Below are 18,909 nucleotides of genomic sequence, written 5' to 3' on the forward strand. Positions count from 1 at the left end.
AGGCTGTCATCATGAGCGACGAAAACCAGCTATTCACCATCCTGATGGTCGATGACGATCCGGATGATCGGCTGCTGTTCAAGGAAGCCTGCGAGGAAGTGCGTTTGCGCAATCCGCTCGACTTCCTGGAGAATGGCGAGCAGCTGGTGGACTATCTCAAGCGGCGGGGCAATTACGCGGATCGCGAGGGAGCCCCTTTTCCGGGGATTATCCTGCTCGATCTCAACATGCCGCTGAAGGATGGCCGCGAGGCACTTGAGGAAATCAAGGCCGATGACGAATTGCGGCATATCCCGATCATCGTCCTGACCACATCTAAGGATGAGGATGATATCCTCTCCTCCTACGGGCTGGGAGCCTCCTCCTATATCGTCAAGCCGATCTCGCTGGACCGCCTGATGCGGGTCGTCAATTCGATCGGCGAGTACTGGGTCCAGATTGTCGAAGTACCGACGATCGAAGGCCAGGCCGACACTGGCGCGGACGACATCTGACCCGAACCGTTTCCGGTTTCCCCGCGCAGGCGAATTTGCTAACCTCCCTTCTGCCGGGGGGCGAAGTCGGGTCTGCGTGATCCGCAGTTCGGGGAATCAATATGAAACATCTTCTTGTGGCCGGCATGGCCTGTGCGCTGATGGCGTCACCGGCTCTGGCTGAAGGCATGAGCAATGCATTCGGGCATGCCGTTCGCGTGACCGCAGGCGAGCAATCCTTCGACGCATGGTTCAATGCCGATGGCAGCTATAGCGACAGTCGCGGCGTTGCCGGGACCTGGACCTATGACAGCCAGCTCTGCATCCAGGTCATGACCGAGAACGGCGCCAATGAGAATTGCGGTCCGTGGAATGAAGCGCTCGCCGCGGGCGAAAGCTGGGTCACCAATGGCTGGTCGGATGATGGCAGCGCGTTGACCGTGCAGATCATCGCTGAATAGTCAGCTGTAATCTCAATCATGGCAGTCCGGGGAGCCGATCGTGATGCGCGATCGTCCCCCGGCTGTTTCGCGCCTCACGCGACCGCAGGCGACGACGGCCTGGTTTCCGGCTAACATCGGGCCCGCAGGTCGCCATTACGAGGGTGGCCGGTACAGGGTGATGGCGAGGGGAAGATCATGTTGTTAGCGCGTCTGTCCAAGATCTCGGCCACGCTGTTCCTGTCGATGGTCATGGCCATCTTCATGCTGGCCCTGCTGTGGTTCTACGCCGCGGACTGGCTCAGCTGGGTCCAGGATGGCGCCGATCTGCTCGAGGACATGATCGCTGCGATTCCGCTCGAGGACCGCTATAATAATTTCGTCCGGCTCTTCGCCAGCGACGACAAGATCGTCCTGCTTATCTTCACCATCATCGCGCGCATCATCCTGGCGATCATTGGTGGCGGATTCACGGCCCTGACGGGCGGGAATGACCGCTACAAGGTCAAGGAGCCGGGGCTGATCAGCCAGGTCTCCTCAATGATGGCGACGCTCTTCCTGTCCTTCGTGGTGGCCATCATCATGCTGGCCGTGATCTCGATTGCGGCGGAAGGTGTCCTGCACTCCCTGCTTGATGCGGCGGACTGGGTCGAAGACCAGCTTGCCCATTTGCCGATTGGCGGACGCTGGCGCGCCGGCGTTCGCTTTGCGGTCTCCGACGACAAGATCGTGCTGCTTTTCTTCACCATCATCGCCCGCCTTCTCATCGCCGTGGTCGCGACCGGGGTCAGCCGGTCGGTTGGTGGCGGCAAGGCCGAGATCGTGCCCCCGAAGGCGCAGGCCTGATCGGTCTCAGTCGCTGAGTGCCGCCGCCAGATAGGGCAGGGACACATCCATCCGGTAATCGATGGAGGAATGCGTGTCCGGGAACTCCTCATACCGGTGATTGACGCCCATCGCGGTGAGCTTTCGCGTCATCCGGCGGGCGCCATAGACCAGATTATACTGGTCGATATCGCCGCAATCGATCATCAGCGCCTTGAGCGTTTTCAGTCCCTCGCCATGCGTGTCGACCAGTTCCAGCGGATCCCACTTCATCCACTCTGCCCAGCGCTCGGGGATCAGTTCGCAGGTATCCATGGTCACGGGCAGGCGGATACCCATCAGCACATCCGGGTCCGGATCGGGATCATAGGTCGCGCCCATGGCCAGGGTCATCAGCGCATGCAGATCGTCCCCGGACAGTTTCGGGGCGGCCTCGAAGGCCTCGATGAAGCTGGCAATCGTGCCGCCATGCCGGTCGATCCGGCGCAGCGTGTGGGCAAAGTCGGTCGCGAAGGCCAGTTCAAAGCCCATATCGCCGGAATGGCACACCGCGCCGGCCCAGACATCGGGATGCTCAAGCGCATGCATCATGGCGCCATAACCGCCAGAGGACTTGCCGAAGACAGCGCGTTTGCCGGTCCCGCCACAGCCAAATTTGTTCTCGATGCCCGGCAACATTTCCTTGATCAGGAAATCCGCCCACATTCCCATGGCCGGTGAGTTCACATACTGATTGCCACCCAGCCGGGTGAAGCAGTCGGGAAAGGCGATCACGGCCGGTTTCATGACGCCGGTGGCGATCAGGCGGTCGGCGCGCTCGGGGACATTCTCGCCGAAATTTTTCCAGTTCACATGGCCAAGGCCCGAGCCGGTGAAGCCGGCCAGATCGACGAGGAGCGGCAGGTCGCTGCCGTCATGGCCATGCGGGACATAGACATCGACCCGGCGCCGCGTCGGATCGCCCAGGCGGTTGCCCGCCAATACCTGGCTGTCGATGTAGAGGGTGTGAACCTGCCCGGCTGGCAGGGAATGGTCCTGGCGCATATCAACTCCCCGATCTGCTGGCGGGCAGCCTAGGCTGCGCCGCGCCGGTCGCAAATGCTTGAGCTGCGGTCGCAAACCGGGCCATCCTGCGGCCATGACCAGCGCCAAGCACTACATCTCTGCCAATGACCTCCTCGAAGACAGTCTGCGCCTGGCGCGGCAAATCCTCGAGAGTGGTTTTCGTCCGACCCATATCGTCGGGGTCTGGCGCGGCGGGGCGCCGGTCGGGATTGCGGTGCAGGAATATCTCGCCTGGCGCGGGATCGAGACTGACCACATCGCCATCCGCACCGCCTCCTATACCGGGATTGGCGAGCAGGACCGTAATGTCCGGGTCTATGGCGAGGGCTATCTGGTCGATACGCTCAATGCCGATGACCGTCTTCTGATCGTCGATGATGTCTATGACAGCGGCCGCTCGATCGCCGCGGTCCTGCAAGTCCTGCGCGCCAAGTGCCGGCGCAACTTCCCCGCCGATGCGCGGATTGCGACGGTCTATTACAAGCCGCTGCGCAACACGACCGACCTGACTCCGGACTATTTTGTCCATGAATGCGATGACTGGCTGGTCTTCCCGCATGAGATCTGCGGTCTCAGCGACGCGGAGATCGCGGCCAAGGGCGAGGCCGGCTCGGTGATCCTGAAACCATGAGCCTGGTCACCGCGGCCCAGCTGCGCGGCCTCCTTATCGTGGCGGAAGGGGCGCTTTCAGAGGCCCAATGGCGGTTCTGGGAGGGCGTGATGATCGAACCGGAAACCTGGCGCGCGCCGGTTGAGACCGGGTTTGATTTCGCTGTTTGGGTCGTGGCCGTCCAAGGTGATCGGGCGGTCTGGTTCAACAGCGTCGCCAATTGCTTCGAGCTGTCGCGCTTTGCCAGGCCGGGCCAGCTTGACGCCCCCGGCCTCGGGCGCGGTGAGCTGACGGCTTTGGTTGACCAGCTCGCGAGTGAAGACCACGCCCGGGATCGACGCGGCTAATCCGCTCCATTCCGCGGTCGTCCTGGCGCAAACCTCACCATTTGTTTTTTCAGGCTGTAGCCATGACGGCTGACACCCGACTACGGCAGACCGGGTTGCCGAAGCAGAGTGGCTGGGCGTGCGCGCGGAAGTCGCCACCCGAAAGACGCGGCCTGGCCCTGATCCGAGGTCAGATGAGGTAGCCAGCCGTATTCGCCCAGCTGTGGAGCAGGATCGGCAGGAGCAGGCTGCCTGTGGCAACGCGGACATGGATCCACAGCGCGGCATAGATCAGTGGAACGATCTCGCCCCAGACAAAGCTGATTGACCAGTCCGGCCCGACCCCCAGTGCGTGGGTGACGTAGAACTGGGCCGTGACGATGAGGGCGGCAAAACCAAGCGGCGCGCCGAGGATATTGACGGTCGGACGAAACGCGCGTTCCAGCATCAACAACAGCACGCCGCGATACAGGAGTTCCTCGTCCAGGCTCGGCATGGTGAGCTGGTAGGTCCACTCGGCCAGCGGCTCCGACTTCACCCCAGGCCAGTAAAGCCACATGAACAGCGCGGTCGCGATGGCGGTGAAAGCAGCGACAGCAAAGCCTGTCCGCGGCGCCGGTCCCGATTGGGCCAGGGTCAGACCGAAGGCGGCGCGGTCGCCACGGAACAGCATCAGACCGGCGACAAGCACCAGCACGGTTCCCGCGATCTTGCCTTCCCAGTTATAGCGACCGGGAAGGATGTCCGGATACAGCCCGGCCACCCCAAGAAACAGCAGGAATTTGTGAACCGCGTAGAGCGCGATCGCGCCACCCAGCCAGCCCCAGTGAACCCGTCCGCGCAGCAGGATTGCGGCCACAAGGCAAAGTCCCAGAAGAACGATGCTTTCGACGATGACTGTGTTGTAAATCCCCATCCGGTAAGACTAGGGAAGGCCGCACTGCCCGGCAAGCGCGGCGTCCGCCGGGTTCGGGGGTGGGGGTCGCTATCCCGGACGGTGTATCGCGCACAGCTTGTGGCCATCGGGATCGCGTACATAGGAGAGGTGCAGCGTGCCCATATTGCTGGAGCGCGGACCGGGGGCGTCTTCAATGGATGTGCCGCCATTGGCGACGGCGACATCGTGAAACTCGACCACTTGCTCAGGTGAGCTGCACTTGAACCCTATCGTCGAGCCATTGGAGGCTGTGGCCTGTTCGTCATTGATGGGCTCGCTGATGCAGAAGGCATTGCCGTCATGCAGATAGAAATAGCGAACGTGACCGGTGGCGGCCTCATTGCGGACCGCCTCGCCGGCGCCCATCGCGCCCAGGACGGCGTCGTAAAAGCGCTTCGAGCGCTCGATGTCGCTCGTTCCGACCATGATGTGATTGAACATGCCTGTCTCTCCCTCAAGGTGGCGCGGCCGCCACGACCTAGGCTTCGTCGAGCCCGATGTCGAAATTTGGCGCTGAATGGGTCAATGCACCAATGGAAATGACATCCACGCCGGTTTCGGCAATGCCGCGCACGGTGTCCAGATTGACACCGCCGGAGGCTTCCAGCGTCACCCTGCCTTTGCCGGCGGCAACCGCGGCGGTCAGGTCATCCAGTGAGAAATTGTCCAGAAGCACGCTCTCGGCACCCGCTGCGATCGCCGCGTCGAGCTGGTCGAGGCGGTCCACCTCCACGGCGATACGCGTCATGTGCCCGGCGCTGGTGCGTGCAGCTTCGACCGCTTCGCGGACGCCGCCGCACACGGCGACATGATTGTCCTTGATCAGGATGGCGTCATCGAGCCCGAAACGATGCAGCGCCCCACCCCCGGCCTGTACGGCCTGCAGTTCGAACGCGCGAAAGCCCGGCGTGGTCTTGCGGGTATGGGCGATCCGCGCGCCGGTCCCCCTGACCGCGTTGACATAGGCCCGCGTGAACGTTGCGATCCCGCTCATTCGTCCCATGAAGTTGAGCAGGATGCGCTCGGCGGACAGGAGTCCACGCGCCCGACCGGTCACCGAGACCAGCACATCACCGGGTTTCACGGCGTCGCCGTCTTCCATCTGCGGGCTGACCAGCGCTTCCGGATCGCACTGCCAGATCGCCGCCAGCGCCGGTTGGAAACCGCAGACCACACCGGCCTCGCGCGCATTGACGTAGAATTTCGCCTCGGCCTTGGCCGGGATGCAGGCCAGCGAGGTGACATCACCGCGACCGCCCTGGTCTTCGGCAATGGCGCGGGCCACGGCGTCATTCACCACATGGCGGGGCAGGGGCATGATCGGCATGTCGGTCGTCCTATTCGGCGGGTCCGGTAAGGGCGGCAGGCGCCGGCTCCGGGGCGGCAAGGTCATCGAGGCGAAGCTCGGTATGGCGCGCCTCCGTGAGTGTTAGTGGACAATCGGTCCGGAAATGACCACCCCGGCTCTCACACCGGTTCAACGCGCCGGTGACGATGAAGCGCGCCGCCACCAGGGCATCGGCGTCACCGTGTTCGGCGCGAAGGTCATTGATCAACCCGGCCAGTTCGGTCAGCCCCGCCGCCGAGCGCTCGACGCCGCAATAGCGTGACATCGCCTGCCGCAGACGCGTGAGGGCGAGGAGAGGCAAGCTCGGTGCAGGTCCTTCCCCTTGATGGGGAAGGTGGCCCGAAGGGCCGGAAGGGGTGACACGCGCAGCGTTCTGTCTCTGACCACCGGTCACCCACTCCACCGCTTCGCGGTCCCCCTCGCCCATCAAGGGCGAGGACCCGAGCACATGCGCAAACCGCGCCGCACTCACCAGGCCTTCAGCCAGCGAATTCGACGCCAGGCGGTTGGCGCCGTGCAGGCCGGTCGCGGCGCATTCGCCGATGGCAAAAAGACCGGGCACGGAGGTCCGGCCGTCAATATCGGTGGCGACACCGCCCATGTGATAATGCGCGGTCGGCGCAACCGGGATGGGGTCAATGCGCGGATCGATCCCGGCTTCCTGGCAGGCCGCAAAGACTGCGGGGAAACGATCCGGGAAAGCCGCTCCAACCGCCTCGCGGCAATCCAGGAAGGCGCCTTTGCCGGACGCGTTCTGCCGATGCACGGCCCGGGCGACAACATCGCGCGGGGCGAGTTCGGCATCGTCGTGGATGGCTTTCATGAAGCGATGGCCGGTCTGGTCGATCAGCGTCGCACCGTCTCCGCGCAGGGCCTCGGTGCACAAGGGCGCCGGGTCGAGACCGGCATTGAGCGCGGTCGGGTGGAATTGGACGAATTCGGGATCACGGATCACCGCGCCCAGCCGCGCCGCCATGGCCATGGCCTGGCCCTGCGCGATCGCCGGCGTGGTGGTCAGGGCGAACAGCCCGCCGGCGCCGCCCATGGCGAGCAGTGTGGTGTCGGCCTCGATGCGCTCACGCGCGCCGCCGGAGCCTTCGGCCACAGCGCCGGTGCAGGCCTCGGCCGAGCCCAAAAGGGCCACGGCTTTCCAACCGTCGCGGATCTCGATGTGATCCGCCGCGCGCACGGCAGCGATCAGGGTCGCCATGATCGCGGCCCCCGCGCCATCGCCCTTCACGCGCGCCACGCGGTGTCGTGAGTGGGCGGCTTCGCGCGACAGCGACCAGTCGGACCCGTCGCGCTCGAACGGTGCTCCCAGTGCGGCCAGGTCGGCGACTTCTGCCGCGGCGCCCGAGGCGAGGGCTTCGGCGGCCCGGCGATCCACCAGCCCGGCACCGGCCTCGATCGTGTCGCGCGCATGCAAGGCTGGCGTGTCATCAGCGGCCAGTGCGGCCGAAACCCCGCCCTGCGCCCAGCCGGAAGCTGCGCCCTCACCGAGCGGCGCACCGGTGAGCAGGATCACCTGGCTCGGGGCGAGCTTCAGGGCCGCCCAGAGCCCGGCAATGCCAGCGCCGCAGATGAGGATGGGGCGGGTCATTCGACCGGCCACCCGTCATCCGGTCCCTCGACGCCAAGGCACATCACGGTGTCAGCGATGAACCAGGTATCTGGTTCCAAGAGTGGCCACTCGTCGGCACAGTCCTGGGCGGTGCAAAAACAAGCGATGGCCTCGTAAACCGGTTGCGGTTCGTCGTAGTAGGGATCCGCATACCAACCCCGTTCGCGCTGGGCGAACGCCCGATACGCCAGCTCGGAGGGATTGTTGTCTGCCGCCGCGAGCGCGGTTTCAGCCCATGCGGCCATCATGCTTGTGGCGTCATTGCTATCGGCCAACCTGTCAGCAACAAAATCCGGATCGGCGAGTGCGTGTTCCAGATACGCCCGCTCACCCGCGGCCAGATTGGACAGCATTGCGTTCGCGGTGTCTCGCACTTCCACTACAGCGTCGGGGGCAATCGCGTGAAGATCCACAAGGTCGCCGAAGCTGTCCCGATTGCTCTCGCCGCGCAGGCGCTCGGGTCGTGTCGAGTTGACGGCGACCACACGGACATCATCGAGCATCAAACCGTTCAGGCGCCCGTAATGGCAAGGGCCGCCCATATTGATGAGAATCTCCCCGTCGGCCTCCGCCGCCGCCCGCCCTGCTTCCGCGCGAAGACACAAGTCATAGAAGAGACCGACGAGCTCGATATCTCGCTGGTGGAGGTTTCCGAAGCTGGGGGTGGGCTCGGCGAAATTCTCGATCCAGATGGCCGTCTCTGAGCGGTCATAAACGGCGAGGCCGGACGGTTTTATCTGACCGCGATAGTGCCAGTAATCGATGGCGCGAAACTGCCCGGCCGTTCGGACCCAGCGGCAATCAAACTCGGATACGATGTCGAATTCCGCGACATCTTCAGCGTCCATGACCAGTTGTTGCGGGCTTACTGGCAAAGCGTTGTCAGGGCGGGATCCCGGGCCTGTGTCGGGCGGTTGGCAGGTCGCCGAGCTGGGCATGACGATCGATACGGTTTCGTCCTGTGCGATAGCGGACGCACCCAAGACTGTCGCGGCTGTGGCGATAACTATTCCGAGGGTCCGCATGTCCACCTCCCTAGATCACCACCAGATCCACGCGCTTCTCCTGCGCCTTCGGGTCAAAGTTCGCAGGCTTGGCCGGCTTGGGCAGGTCGAGCATGGCCTGGACAGAAGCCCGGGCGCCTTCGATGACGGCGTCGGGGACGGTCACCTCGTGCTGTTCCAGGCGCAGGCAGTCATAGATGTTTTCCAGCGTGATCCGCTTCATGTGCGGGCACAGATTGCACGGGCGGATGAACTCGACCTCCGGCACGTCGGCGGCGACATTGTCACTCATCGAGCATTCGGTGAGGAGGACGGCCTTCCTGGCACCGCTATCCTTGGCCCAGTCGGCCATGGCGGCGGTCGAGCCGGCGAAATCCGCGGCCTGGACGACTTCCAGCGGGCTTTCCGGATGGGTGATGATGACCACGCCCGGGTGCGCATCGCGCAGGTCCTGGATGTCCTGGGCCGTGAATTGCTCGTGCACCTCGCAGCTACCGGCCCAGGTGAGGATTTTGACATCGGTCTGGGCGGCGACATTCTTGGCCAGATACTGGTCCGGCAGCAGGATAACCGTGTCGCTGTTCAGGCTCTCGACGACCTGCACGGCATTCGAGCTGGTGCAGCAGATATCGCATTCGGCCTTCACGTCGGCCGAGGTGTTCACATAGGTGACGACCGGGATGCCCGGATAGGCGGCCTTGATGCGCCGTACGTCCTCACCCGTGATCGAGCTCGCCAGCGAACAGCCGGCGCGGGTGTCTGGGATGAGGACGGTCTTTTCCGGGGCCAGGACCTTGGCGGTCTCAGCCATGAAGTGGACGCCGGCCTGGACGATGATGTCGGCTTCGCTTTCGGCCGCCATGCGGGCCAGGGCGAGGCTGTCGCCCATCAGGTCGCCGACGCAGTGGAAAATATCGGCGGTCATGTAGTTGTGCGCCAGGATGACCGCGTTCTTTTCCTTTTTCAGCTGGTTGATGGCGTGGATGAGCGGGGCCTTGGCGGGCCACTCCATCGGCGTGACGACATGGCTGACCTTGGCGTAAAGAGGGTCGGTCGCGGCTTTCACCTCGTCCGTATACGCCAGTTCGGGCCGATCCTGATCAAAGTCCTGGAGCGTGCCGTCCATATTCATCCGGTCCATTTTTCCCTCTCTTTTGCTCAAAACGAGCATATCTAGGGTCTGAAAAGAGGCGATGACTGGAGGGCCATCACCGGAAATGCGATCTTATGCTCGAAATGAGCTTAACCGTGATTCAGATATATGCTCAAGCTGAGCATTGCGCAAGGGGTCAAAGGAAAGCGGCGACCATTGTGGCCGACGCAGCGCTGTATCCGAGGCTGCCGAGCAGGATGGCAGGCAGGATGAGGCGCCAGCGCAACCGCGCCTGGCCGGCGCAGAGCAGGCCGACCATGATCAGGATCGTCGCGCCGGAGCCAATCCAGCCGAAAACTTCAAAACGGATGGCGAGCAGGGCGAAACACAGGGCCAGGCACAACAAGCCCGCCTGAACAAAATCCCGGACTTTCAACCGCTCAACCATTTTGCCCCCCCGTCACAGACAAAACGCGCATATCCGGACCAGGCCGGAAGCCTGTCTGTCGACGGGTTGCAGGTTAAACGTGTAGCTTGCCGGCCTTCAATCCGAATCGCCTCGCAGGCGAATGTCAAAAGTCCGGCTTGCGCTCAAAAGAGACAGGCGCGCCACCATCGGGGTGACGAAAAGCGAGGCGTTCCGCATGCAGGCAGAGCCGGGAGCTGGCGGCCAGCGCGTCGGCATGGGCGTAAAGATTGTCCCCGAGTATCGGGTGGCCGAGATGGGCCATATGGACGCGCAGCTGATGGCTCCGCCCGGTTCGCGGAGCGAGCCGGACACGACTTGTTCCGCCGGTTCGCGCCAGGACCTGCCAGCGGGTCTGCGCGGCGCGGCCGCACTCATGGCAGATCATCTGTTTGGGGCGGTTCGGCCAGTCGGTGATGATGGGCTGATCAATCTCGCCGTCATCCTCGCTCATCTCGCCCCAGACCCTGGCGATGTAGGATTTCGTCGTTTGGCGCTTTTCGAACTGCTTGCCGATATGGGCCTGGGCGTGGGGCGTCAGGGCCAGCACGATCACGCCGGACGTGTCCATGTCCAGCCGGTGGATGATGCGGGCGGTCGGAAAGTCGGCCCGCGCCCGCGCTTCCAGACAGTCGGCCCGCTCCGGCCGGTTGCCGGGCACGGTCAGTAGGCCGGATGGCTTGTCGAGCACCAGGATGTGGTCGTCCCGGTGGATGACGGGCAGCGGCCCGGCGGGCGGGGGCCGGTATTCGAAGGGGCGCGGTGATGAGGCGCTTGTGGCGTCCGACACCGGTTTCAGCCCTCTTTCAGGCGCGGCGTCGACAGGCCCAGCGAGGGCAGGCCGGCCAGTGCCTCGCGGCGATAGCGGAAGAGTTCGGCCGGACGACCACCGGTGCGGCTCTCGACCTTGCCCGTCCCGTCAACGAAGCCGGACCTGTCCAGGGCGCGGCGGAAATTCTGCTTGTGCAGGCGGTAGCCCACGACCGCCTCGACCACCTGTTGCAGGGCCGAAAGCGTGAAGACCTCGGCCATCAGCTCGAACACGACCGGGCGGTATTTGATCTTGCCGCGCAAACGGGAAATGGCGGTCGCCAGGATTCGGCGATGATCCGACGCCATGGCCTGGCCCAGACCCGGGGCCACCAGCCGGGCTTCGGTCTGGCCGTCGCGTGCGGCTTCCTCGACCAGTCCCGCCTCGTAGAGCAGCTCATAGCGGTCCAGCGCCCGGCCTTCCTGCCAGCCGCCGGGATTGAGGCCGAAACACTGTTTGATGCGGTCATGGCAGGAGGCCCGGCGACCGGGACCACCAGCCTCGTCGGCCCAGGCAGACAGGCGCGGCAGGATCTGGCTGTCGATGATGTCGGGCCGGCCGTCGCGCCAGTCTTCCCACGGAAAGAAGCGATACCAGGCGCGCCACTGACCGCCACCTTCGGGCGGATCGGAGACATTGGGGGTCAGCGCGAGATAGCCGATCGAGATGATGCGGTCGTCCTCCGAGCCGGTCATCGCCGCGACCGGGGCCTCGCGGCCGCGATCGCCGAAGGTGTAGAGCTGTTCGACATAGCCCAGCTGGAAACGGGCCTGCTCATCCACCCAGCGTCGCAGGCCGATCTCCAGTGTGCGATGCTCGGTGGGGTCAAAGGGACCAAAGGGCAGGGCTTCGCCGCCACCCGGCTGGGGCACGATGAGCACTTGCGGCGTGTCGCCATCGACCGCCAGGATGACCGCGTTGAGGCCGACAGAAAGGGACTGGCCGGCCGTGTCCATCACTCGGCCTCGAACTCGGCAAGGACCTCGGCGAAGACGTCGAGGAAGAGTTGCTGGGCGGTCTTCACAGGCAGCGGCTTGATCGCGATCTCCAGTCCGGCCGGGGGGCGTCCGAAGAATTTCACGGATTCGGCGTGGCTGAAACCGGCGATCTGGGTCGCCTCGAAATAGGCGCAGATGACATCGGCCCGCTTGATCTTGCGCTTGACCTCGGCGGGCAGTTTGGGCGGCAGGCCGAAACGCAGCTGGATCGCCGCTTCGAGCCGGTCCTCGAATGCGCGGTAATTGACGCCCAATGCGGCCTTGAACGGGCTGATCATGTCACCGATCACATATTCCGACGCATCGTGGAGGAGTGCGGCCAGGCGCCATTTCTGCTCGAGCTCCGGATAGAGAAAGTCGAGGATTTCCAGCACCACGACCGAGTGTTCGGCGACGGAGAAGGCGTGATCGCCCTTGGTCTGCCCATTCCAGCGCGCCACGCGCGCCAGGCCATGGGCGATATCCTCGATCTCGACATCAAAGGGCGACGGATCCAGCAGATCCAGTCGACGCCCCGAAATCATTCTCTGCCAGGCGCGGGGGGCTTCCTTGGTTTTGGTATTCTTGGCGGCAGCGGGCATGTCATCCATCTCGTCAGCATCTTGCGGGCAGGGGAGATAGCAGAGAAGCGCCGCCGGGACCAATGCGGCAAGCCCACTTGTTCACAGATGGTGATTATTCCGCCGGGCCGGAGACCGATTTTTGTGCGTCCGAGACAATGTCGGTGGCACGTGCGGTCAGCGGCCGGATGTTCGGCCGCGCGGGCAGATCGTGCGGCAGGCAGATATTCCTGGCTAGGCCGAGCCAGGCCAGCAGTTGGATGAAATGCCATCCCAGATCGATCTGGCCCGGATAGAGGCCGTGGCGGGCTGAGCTGGGAAAGGCATGATGATTGGCATGCCAGCTCTCGCCCATGGTGGGGATGGCCAGCGCCGGGACATTATAGGCTTGGATGACCGCGCCTTCGAGCGCCCAATCGCTCGATCCGCGTGTATGGGCAAAGTAGGAAATGGCCCAATGCATGGTGGTGCAGGCGGCCACGCGGACGAAGATGCCCCAGACCAGCCAGGGCCAGCCGCCGAGTCCGAAAAGCAGTGCTGCAAGCGGGATCTGGTGCAGCATCCAGCTGCGGTCGAGAAAGCGGTAGAAGGCCGAGTCGCCGATGCCGGGTCCCGGATCAAAGCCCGGCGGACTGTCCAGCACGAGTTTTCCGTGAAGATAGAGCAGTCCGTCCATCAGGAAGCCGCGCTCATGACGCAGGAAGGGGTGGCAGTCAGGCTGACGTTGGGCCCAGTCGCGAAAATCGTGCAGACGGATGGTCCAGATCGGTCCGCCCATGCCGACTAGCGTGCCGAGATAAACCAGAACGCGCTCGACCCAGGTCGGACAGTCAAAACTGCGGTGGATCAGGCGGCGATGAAAGCCGACCGAGTGGCCGGCGCACAGGGTGAAGCCGGTCAGGATGAAAAACATCGCCAGCGCCGACCAGGAAAAGAAAAGCGGTGCGAGGGTGATCGCGCCGACAAACATGATTGTGTTCCAGATCGAGCGCGGCGCATCCCAGACGACATGTCCGGCGACCGGGTCCGCTGTGTCGAGACCGGTCAGCGAATTGACCTTGAAGGCGCCGCCAGCCGCATCAGCACGTGCTTGTTCACTCATAGGGCCTGCTCACCCATAGGGAATGCTCACTCATAGGGGATGCCTCTGGAGAAGACGGATGCGAAGAAATAATCCGCGCTCTGCTCGATGGCATGGCGCTGCAGCGGTCCGAAATACCAGGCCGGGTCCAGCAAGCGCTGATAAGTGATGGTCAGCGAGACTTCCGTGCGGCCATCGGGAAGGGCGTCGAAGGTGATATGCGTGCCCTGCAGGTCGAGATAGGTCGCCAGATAGCTGGAATTGCCGATCACACTGGTCCGCACTTCCTCATCGCTTACCGAGTCGATACGGAGGCGGAAATCGCCCTCTTTCACATTGGTGAAGAACCAGCGCTTGTAGATGAAGTGCAGGGTGTGAATGTCGCCAGGCTCCAGCGAGCCGGTCTGGGATTCGACAGGGAGCGGGAAGATCGACAGGAACCATTGCCGCTGCGACGGCAATTCTACCGGTCGGGCAAGATTGGCTTGCAAGGTCGCAATATCGGCCTCGAAGATCGCGGTTCGCGTCACACTGTTCTGGCGTTCGAAGCTGGTGGATGGCGCTGTGCCCTCAAGCGCCGCGACCAGGATGATCAGGCTGAGAACGGAGCCACGCATCCGTCCCTCGCCCTTCGCCTTGTCAGCTTTCCTGAACATCAGACTGACCAGATAGCCGAGCGTAATGAAGAGGTAGTAGATCGGCATGAAGAAAAGGACGCAGATGAAGCCTTCGAACAGGAAGGCCGAACTGCCCAGCATGATAATGGTCGCGTCGCGCAGATGGGACAGAAATCCGATCAGGGGCGAGGTGATTTTTGGCCGGTCGCTGAACTGGAAAATCAAGAAGGAAATCGCAAACGGCGTCGCGATGTAGAGCAAGGCCGAATTGCCGAAGCGGGAGTCCAGGAGGGCGCGCACCGTGATCGTGCCGATGCCGATCAGGAAGACCAGATAGACCCATTTTGGCGCTGTCTTGATACTCGGCATCCTAGCCCCCGACCGCAAACTTGTCAGCGTGCTCACATGCAAGCAAGAGGCGAAGATGCCGCAGCTTCATGCATTGACGGTGGCTGCTTGATGGCGCGAAATAGCCCTACCAAAATAGGGGAGAAAAAAATGTCTCTGACACGCGTGGTCCTGCGGCTCGGCCGCAATCCGGATGCCGGCTTTCCCGAGGGTGATGACGCCCATGGTTATGTGATCGTGGCGCCGCTGGACAAGGACGGGAAACTCGATCTCGAGCTCTGGCGTGCCGACAGGGCTGCCTGCACGGTTGATCGCTTTTCGCCGGATCCCGCCGACAAGGCGGATGGCTGGCTCTCCCATCGCGGCAGTCACTGGTTCTTTCGCTATGACGAGGAGGATGAGGGACCGGACGAGCCGGTCTACCGGCTCGGCGATCACACGATGCGCGTCGGCGACTATCTCACCATTCACGAAGCCGATGGCGACGATCTGACCTACAAGGTGACCGAGGCTGTGGGGGTTTAGTCGGACGCCGGTTCATTTCTACCCCCGCCCCAAGCACCGTCATCCCGATGACAATCGGGACCCGGTCTGCGACGCGACGTGATTGCCGGGATTGGCTGGATCGTGCGTGCGAGACTGGGTCCTGACTTTCGTCAGGATGACGGTTTGTGTGGGGTGTGCGGGGAATGAAGCGGGACGTGTATGGTTTCTTGCCAGTTTCTCTCTATCCCTCCGCGCGCCGGCGAGCAGTGCCGGGTTTTGATGGGAGGTAGGGGCACGTCCCCTTTTTCGATCAATGGATCACAAATCTGGAACTCAAATCCGATCGAGGCCGCGCTAAAGGGGCACTATTCGCGTTTATCCCGTTTACCCCTCCGCACCCGTCTGCGACGTGCGCGATCCTTCATTACTTTAACGCTATCTACGACACTCTTTGGGAAATCGGCGCTTCCATCATATTTGGGCACGGGCGCGTCTTCGTCGAAACGCGCTCTGCGTAATATGTTGGCCATCAAGTACGCAGACATTAGTCTGTCGCTTGATAAGGCTTCTTCGAATGCGGATTGCACGTCGAGTTTTGGATCTCGAAGGCACATAAAGCCAGATAGGTGCTGCGACCGCTCCTCTTCACACTCGATCAAACCAATCGCACTTTCGATCAAGCTTGTATCTACCGAAACCAACACCGTGAGCATCTTTTGACGAACGAGGTAACTGTCGTCCGTCAACAAGGGCAGTATCTGACTTAACTGCCTAGCGGTCAGGTCGCGCCAACAGTCATTGACGCCTTGTAACAAGTTAGCCCGTGCCGCTTCGGACGGGTGCTGATGCCAGGCCAATGCCGCGCCCAAAGCCCCCGATGCCTTGCGCCCCAGCTCACCAAAAATATATAGACCAGACATTGCCGTGACCGAACAAGGGTTGCGTAACAATCTGATCAATGGCTCTGGCGCAGTGGGATCAAAGGCCTTAATGGCGTCATGCCACAGCTCCCCACGACCCTTCGTCCAAGTTTCGTCAGGCGTTGCGAGGACAGAAAAAGGGTCTGCTTCACGGTCGTTCATCATAACTCTGCCTCTATCCATTATCGATTCGATCTTGAATTTCTCATAGCAATCTTCATTCAGGACCTACTCGGTTCTGGTGCTTTTTATAAGTTTGATCATTTCGCCGACCTTCCAGAATACACGGCGACATGTGCCGTTTCTCGCGAGTCCCTCTCTACGCCCCTGCGCCCCGGCGCAAACCTCACCATAAACCGCTTGCCGAGACGTCGCCGTATCCGCTTCTTCAGGTCAAGGGCGCCGCAGGCGCCGCTGCGCGGTTTCACCCTTGAGCTGAAGAAGCGGATACGGCCTGCTGGCTGACAAGCGATGTATGGACGGCCCTGCGCGCAGCGCGGGTTTTTGGCGAAGAGTATAGGGACATGTACCTCTGGTACGTGTCCCGTCTAAGGACGCGCTATTCAGTCGGACATGTACCGCAGGTCCATGTCCCTCGGTGACGTCCACGGCTTTTCGTCTCCGCGCGGATTTGTGCGGGAGCATCGGGGATAGAAGGGGAGCGCCTGACTATTCCTCCGCCACAATCGCCAGGGTGGACAGGTCCGGGCTCAATGCCAGCCGCGTCACGCCGCTCAGCCAGTCAATCGCCGCGACCGGTTCCCAGCGGCCCCGTGTGCGCCAGAGGAGCTGGCCGTCTTCAACCGTCAGGAAGGTGACGCGGTCGTCCGGCATGACGGCGACGGCAAAGTCCTGGCTCGTGCCGGGCAGGGTGAACATCTCGCGCAGCTCGCCGGTGCGCGTATTGAGCGCGTGCAGGGTGTGGACGCCGCCTTCATCTGCCAGGGTCACGTAAATGGCCGGTCCGCGGGCGGCCCGGAAGAAGCTGCGGCCGGGATTATCGGCGATATGGGTGACAGTCTCGGGCGTCGTGGTGCGGTCGATGAGCTGCAGCGTCATCGGCTCGCCGAGATGGAAGACCGCGACCTTGCTCATATCGCCGGAGAATCCGTAATAGCCCACAGGGGCCAGGGCCTCGGCCGGTTCGCGGTCGGAATTGTCCGGATTGGCGAGATAGGCATTGCCGGCATAGCCGCCGGGTGGCTGGTAGATATAGCTCAGGCGACCATCGGGCGCGATGCGCGGTGAATATTCGCTTTCGCCGGGCGTCTGTGTCACCGGCGAGGTCTCGCCACTGGCCAGGTCGAGCCGCCAGATATCCGTCTCGCCGCTGTCATCACCCGCGGTGTAGAGCAGGCCGCCATCCGCGGTGAAAAAGGGCTGGTTGTCATAGCCCGGGCGCATCACGCCGCCGGCGGCAGCGCCCAGGACCGGAGCCCCGGAGGCCCAGTCGAGCGCGAAGAGATGAATGTCTGTGCCCGGCAGGCCCGCCGTTTCCTCGGCGTCCGTGTCCGTCTCGGCGTCCGTTCCGGCGTCAGGTGTCGCGTCCGTCGGGTCGGTCTCGTCGACCGGGGTCGGATTGCAGGCGACAAGCGCCGCGATCGGGATCAGGGAGAGCCAGGTTTTCATGCGCGTTTCCTCACGGCAGCAGCACCGACACCATAGCCGGCTCCAAAGGCGCACATCACGCCTGTTTCGCCGACATCCATATCGTCGGAATGCATGTCGAAATTCATCACCACCGAGGACGAGGAGGTATTGCCGTACTCGTGCAGGATGGACGGAGCATTCTCATGGGTGCGGTCGCGCTCGAGAATGCGCTTCGCAATCATGTCGACCATGCGGATATTGGCCTGGTGGAGCCAGGTCCGGCGCACGTCTTCCGGCGTCAGATCAATCTGCTGCATCATCCGGCGGGCAACTTTCGGCGCGAAGCCGACGACGTCCTTGAAGACCTTGTGTCCGTCCTGGTCGAGATGCGGGGCGAAGGCCGGATCGACCGATTGCTCCGCGACATTGATAAAGCCGTAATCGGAGCGCAGGGCCGAGGACCACTTGTTCTCGGTATGGGTTCCAAGCACATCCCAGCCGCCCGGCCGTCCGTCATCAGCCTCGACGATCATCGCGGCCGAGGCATCGCCGAAGATGAAATGGACCTCGCGGCGGGAATGGACATTGATACAGGTCATCAGTTCTGGCGAGCAGATCAGGATGCGCTTCGCCTGGCCGGACCGGATCAGGCCATTGGCCAAATTCAGCCCGTAAAGTGCGGCCGCGCAGGCCATCGTCATGTCAAAGGCAAAGCCGCTGGCGCCAATGGCCTCCTGAATCTCGCAGGAGACGGCTGGAAAATTGCGCTGCTGGGCGGAGGAGGCGACGATCACGCCGTCTATGTCGCTGCCCTCATACCCGGCCTTGTCGAGGGCAATCTGCACGGATTTGAGCGCAAACTCGGCCTGTACCGAAACCGCCTCGATCGGGCGCGGCGGAATCCGCGGCACCATGGAATCGATGTCGAGAATGCCTGTTTTCTCGTAGACATGCCGGCGTTCAATGCCCGAGGCATTGCGGATGAATTCGCTGGAGGACAAGGGCACGGCCTCGGCCTCGCCGGCGGCGATGGCGTCCGCATGCCGGGAATTGAAGCGAGTCGCATAGGCATTATAGCTGGCGACGAGTTCGTCATTCGTGATGACGTTGGGCGGGACCCAGTATCCCGTTGATCGGATGAGGCTGTTTTGCACTGTCCCGGACTCTGTGATTGTCCCTGATCAACCCACCGTAAACGATGAGCGCTGCCGATCAATCCGCGCTGTCATTGCACGGATGATGCGCGCCCGCCTCGAAAGCGGGCAGGCGTGCACAATTTCGAGGCGCGCT

Annotated in this window: 22 protein-coding genes; 6 read left to right on the forward strand and 16 right to left on the reverse strand. The window is 62.9% G+C overall.

Annotated elements, in window-relative coordinates; all coding sequences use genetic code 11:
- The first annotated feature begins 11 nt into the window (after nucleotides 1-11).
- The 3 genes from JXQ94_RS03240 to JXQ94_RS03250 all read left to right on the forward strand — a co-directional run bounded on the left by JXQ94_RS03240 (nucleotide 12) and on the right by JXQ94_RS03250 (nucleotide 1,759).
- A complete protein-coding gene (locus JXQ94_RS03240) occupies nucleotides 12-494 on the forward strand; it encodes a response regulator (RefSeq protein WP_421922382.1) in 483 nt (160 codons plus the stop codon).
- A gap of 101 nt (nucleotides 495-595) precedes the next feature.
- A complete protein-coding gene (locus JXQ94_RS03245) occupies nucleotides 596-934 on the forward strand; it encodes a hypothetical protein (RefSeq protein WP_421922383.1) in 339 nt (112 codons plus the stop codon).
- Between the two features lie 177 nt (nucleotides 935-1,111).
- Nucleotides 1,112-1,759 carry a hypothetical protein gene (locus JXQ94_RS03250; RefSeq protein WP_421922384.1) on the forward strand — a complete coding sequence of 216 codons (648 nt, stop codon included), beginning with the start codon at nucleotides 1,112-1,114 and terminating at the stop codon, nucleotides 1,757-1,759.
- Nucleotides 1,760-1,765: 6 nt separating this feature from the next.
- Here the strand turns inward: JXQ94_RS03250 and JXQ94_RS03255 are convergent, their stop codons facing one another.
- Nucleotides 1,766-2,782 carry an alpha/beta hydrolase gene (locus tag JXQ94_RS03255; protein ID WP_421922385.1) on the reverse strand — a complete coding sequence of 339 codons (1,017 nt, stop codon included), beginning with the start codon at nucleotides 2,780-2,782 and terminating at the stop codon, nucleotides 1,766-1,768.
- 94 nt (nucleotides 2,783-2,876) lie between these two features.
- Here JXQ94_RS03255 and JXQ94_RS03260 point away from each other — a divergent pair, with 94 nt between their 5' ends.
- A complete protein-coding gene (locus tag JXQ94_RS03260; protein WP_421922386.1) occupies nucleotides 2,877-3,434 on the forward strand; it encodes a phosphoribosyltransferase in 558 nt (185 codons plus the stop codon).
- A complete protein-coding gene (locus tag JXQ94_RS03265) occupies nucleotides 3,431-3,760 on the forward strand; it encodes a hypothetical protein (protein ID WP_421922387.1) in 330 nt (109 codons plus the stop codon). Before JXQ94_RS03260 ends, JXQ94_RS03265 begins: the two co-directional genes overlap by 4 nt.
- A gap of 169 nt (nucleotides 3,761-3,929) precedes the next feature.
- Here JXQ94_RS03265 and JXQ94_RS03270 read toward each other — a convergent pair whose 3' ends face one another.
- The 12 genes from JXQ94_RS03270 to JXQ94_RS03325 all read right to left on the reverse strand — a co-directional run bounded on the left by JXQ94_RS03270 (nucleotide 3,930) and on the right by JXQ94_RS03325 (nucleotide 14,644).
- Nucleotides 3,930-4,655 carry a type II CAAX prenyl endopeptidase Rce1 family protein gene (locus JXQ94_RS03270; RefSeq protein WP_421922388.1) on the reverse strand — a complete coding sequence of 242 codons (726 nt, stop codon included), beginning with the start codon at nucleotides 4,653-4,655 and terminating at the stop codon, nucleotides 3,930-3,932.
- A 69-nt stretch (nucleotides 4,656-4,724) separates the two neighbouring features.
- Nucleotides 4,725-5,117, reverse strand: a complete 393-nt coding sequence (locus JXQ94_RS03275; protein ID WP_421922389.1) for a VOC family protein — start codon at nucleotides 5,115-5,117, stop codon at nucleotides 4,725-4,727.
- 37 nt (nucleotides 5,118-5,154) lie between these two features.
- Nucleotides 5,155-6,003, reverse strand: a complete 849-nt coding sequence (gene nadC, locus JXQ94_RS03280; protein ID WP_421922390.1) for a carboxylating nicotinate-nucleotide diphosphorylase — start codon at nucleotides 6,001-6,003, stop codon at nucleotides 5,155-5,157.
- Nucleotides 6,004-6,013: 10 nt separating this feature from the next.
- Nucleotides 6,014-7,624, reverse strand: a complete 1,611-nt coding sequence (locus JXQ94_RS03285; RefSeq protein ID WP_421922391.1) for an L-aspartate oxidase — start codon at nucleotides 7,622-7,624, stop codon at nucleotides 6,014-6,016.
- Nucleotides 7,621-8,493 carry a hypothetical protein gene (locus JXQ94_RS03290; RefSeq protein ID WP_421922392.1) on the reverse strand — a complete coding sequence of 291 codons (873 nt, stop codon included), beginning with the start codon at nucleotides 8,491-8,493 and terminating at the stop codon, nucleotides 7,621-7,623. Before JXQ94_RS03290 ends, JXQ94_RS03285 begins: the two co-directional genes overlap by 4 nt.
- Before the next feature lie 187 nt (nucleotides 8,494-8,680).
- The gene (nadA, locus tag JXQ94_RS03295; RefSeq protein WP_421922393.1) at nucleotides 8,681-9,820 is read right to left on the reverse strand and encodes a quinolinate synthase NadA; all 1,140 of its coding nucleotides are present in this window, start codon (nucleotides 9,818-9,820) and stop codon (nucleotides 8,681-8,683) included.
- A 118-nt stretch (nucleotides 9,821-9,938) separates the two neighbouring features.
- The gene (locus tag JXQ94_RS03300) at nucleotides 9,939-10,190 is read right to left on the reverse strand and encodes a hypothetical protein (RefSeq protein ID WP_421922394.1); all 252 of its coding nucleotides are present in this window, start codon (nucleotides 10,188-10,190) and stop codon (nucleotides 9,939-9,941) included.
- Nucleotides 10,191-10,314: 124 nt separating this feature from the next.
- The gene (locus JXQ94_RS03305; RefSeq protein WP_421922395.1) at nucleotides 10,315-10,998 is read right to left on the reverse strand and encodes an RluA family pseudouridine synthase; all 684 of its coding nucleotides are present in this window, start codon (nucleotides 10,996-10,998) and stop codon (nucleotides 10,315-10,317) included.
- 5 nt (nucleotides 10,999-11,003) lie between these two features.
- The gene (locus tag JXQ94_RS03310) at nucleotides 11,004-11,975 is read right to left on the reverse strand and encodes an NUDIX hydrolase (RefSeq protein ID WP_421922670.1); all 972 of its coding nucleotides are present in this window, start codon (nucleotides 11,973-11,975) and stop codon (nucleotides 11,004-11,006) included.
- Complete coding sequence (locus tag JXQ94_RS03315; protein ID WP_421922671.1) at nucleotides 11,975-12,598, reverse strand: HD domain-containing protein; 624 nt, start codon at nucleotides 12,596-12,598, stop codon at nucleotides 11,975-11,977. Before JXQ94_RS03315 ends, JXQ94_RS03310 begins: the two co-directional genes overlap by 1 nt.
- A gap of 94 nt (nucleotides 12,599-12,692) precedes the next feature.
- Entirely contained in the window at nucleotides 12,693-13,679 is a 987-nt protein-coding gene (locus tag JXQ94_RS03320) for an acyl-CoA desaturase (protein ID WP_421922396.1), read from the reverse strand.
- A 26-nt stretch (nucleotides 13,680-13,705) separates the two neighbouring features.
- Nucleotides 13,706-14,644: a hypothetical protein gene (locus JXQ94_RS03325; RefSeq protein WP_421922397.1), complete on the reverse strand. Its 939-nt coding sequence runs from the start codon at nucleotides 14,642-14,644 to the stop codon at nucleotides 13,706-13,708.
- A 129-nt stretch (nucleotides 14,645-14,773) separates the two neighbouring features.
- On the opposite strand from JXQ94_RS03325, the gene JXQ94_RS03330 reads away from it, so the two are divergent.
- Nucleotides 14,774-15,148, forward strand: a complete 375-nt coding sequence (locus JXQ94_RS03330; protein WP_421922398.1) for a hypothetical protein — start codon at nucleotides 14,774-14,776, stop codon at nucleotides 15,146-15,148.
- A gap of 326 nt (nucleotides 15,149-15,474) precedes the next feature.
- Here JXQ94_RS03330 and JXQ94_RS03335 read toward each other — a convergent pair whose 3' ends face one another.
- The 3 genes from JXQ94_RS03335 to JXQ94_RS03345 form a co-directional block, all read right to left on the reverse strand.
- On the reverse strand, nucleotides 15,475-16,194 hold the full coding sequence (locus JXQ94_RS03335; RefSeq protein ID WP_421922399.1) for a hypothetical protein: 720 nt from the start codon (nucleotides 16,192-16,194) through the stop codon (nucleotides 15,475-15,477).
- A gap of 504 nt (nucleotides 16,195-16,698) precedes the next feature.
- Nucleotides 16,699-17,658 carry a TolB family protein gene (locus tag JXQ94_RS03340; protein ID WP_421922401.1) on the reverse strand — a complete coding sequence of 320 codons (960 nt, stop codon included), beginning with the start codon at nucleotides 17,656-17,658 and terminating at the stop codon, nucleotides 16,699-16,701.
- Nucleotides 17,655-18,773 (reverse strand): beta-ketoacyl-ACP synthase III, encoded by a 1,119-nt coding sequence (locus JXQ94_RS03345; RefSeq protein WP_421922402.1) that lies wholly within the window; start codon nucleotides 18,771-18,773, stop codon nucleotides 17,655-17,657. Before JXQ94_RS03345 ends, JXQ94_RS03340 begins: the two co-directional genes overlap by 4 nt.
- Nucleotides 18,774-18,909 lie beyond the last annotated feature (136 nt).

Source organism: Maricaulis maris, assembly GCF_049116555.1.
GTDB lineage: Bacteria > Pseudomonadota > Alphaproteobacteria > Caulobacterales > Maricaulaceae > Maricaulis > Maricaulis maris_C.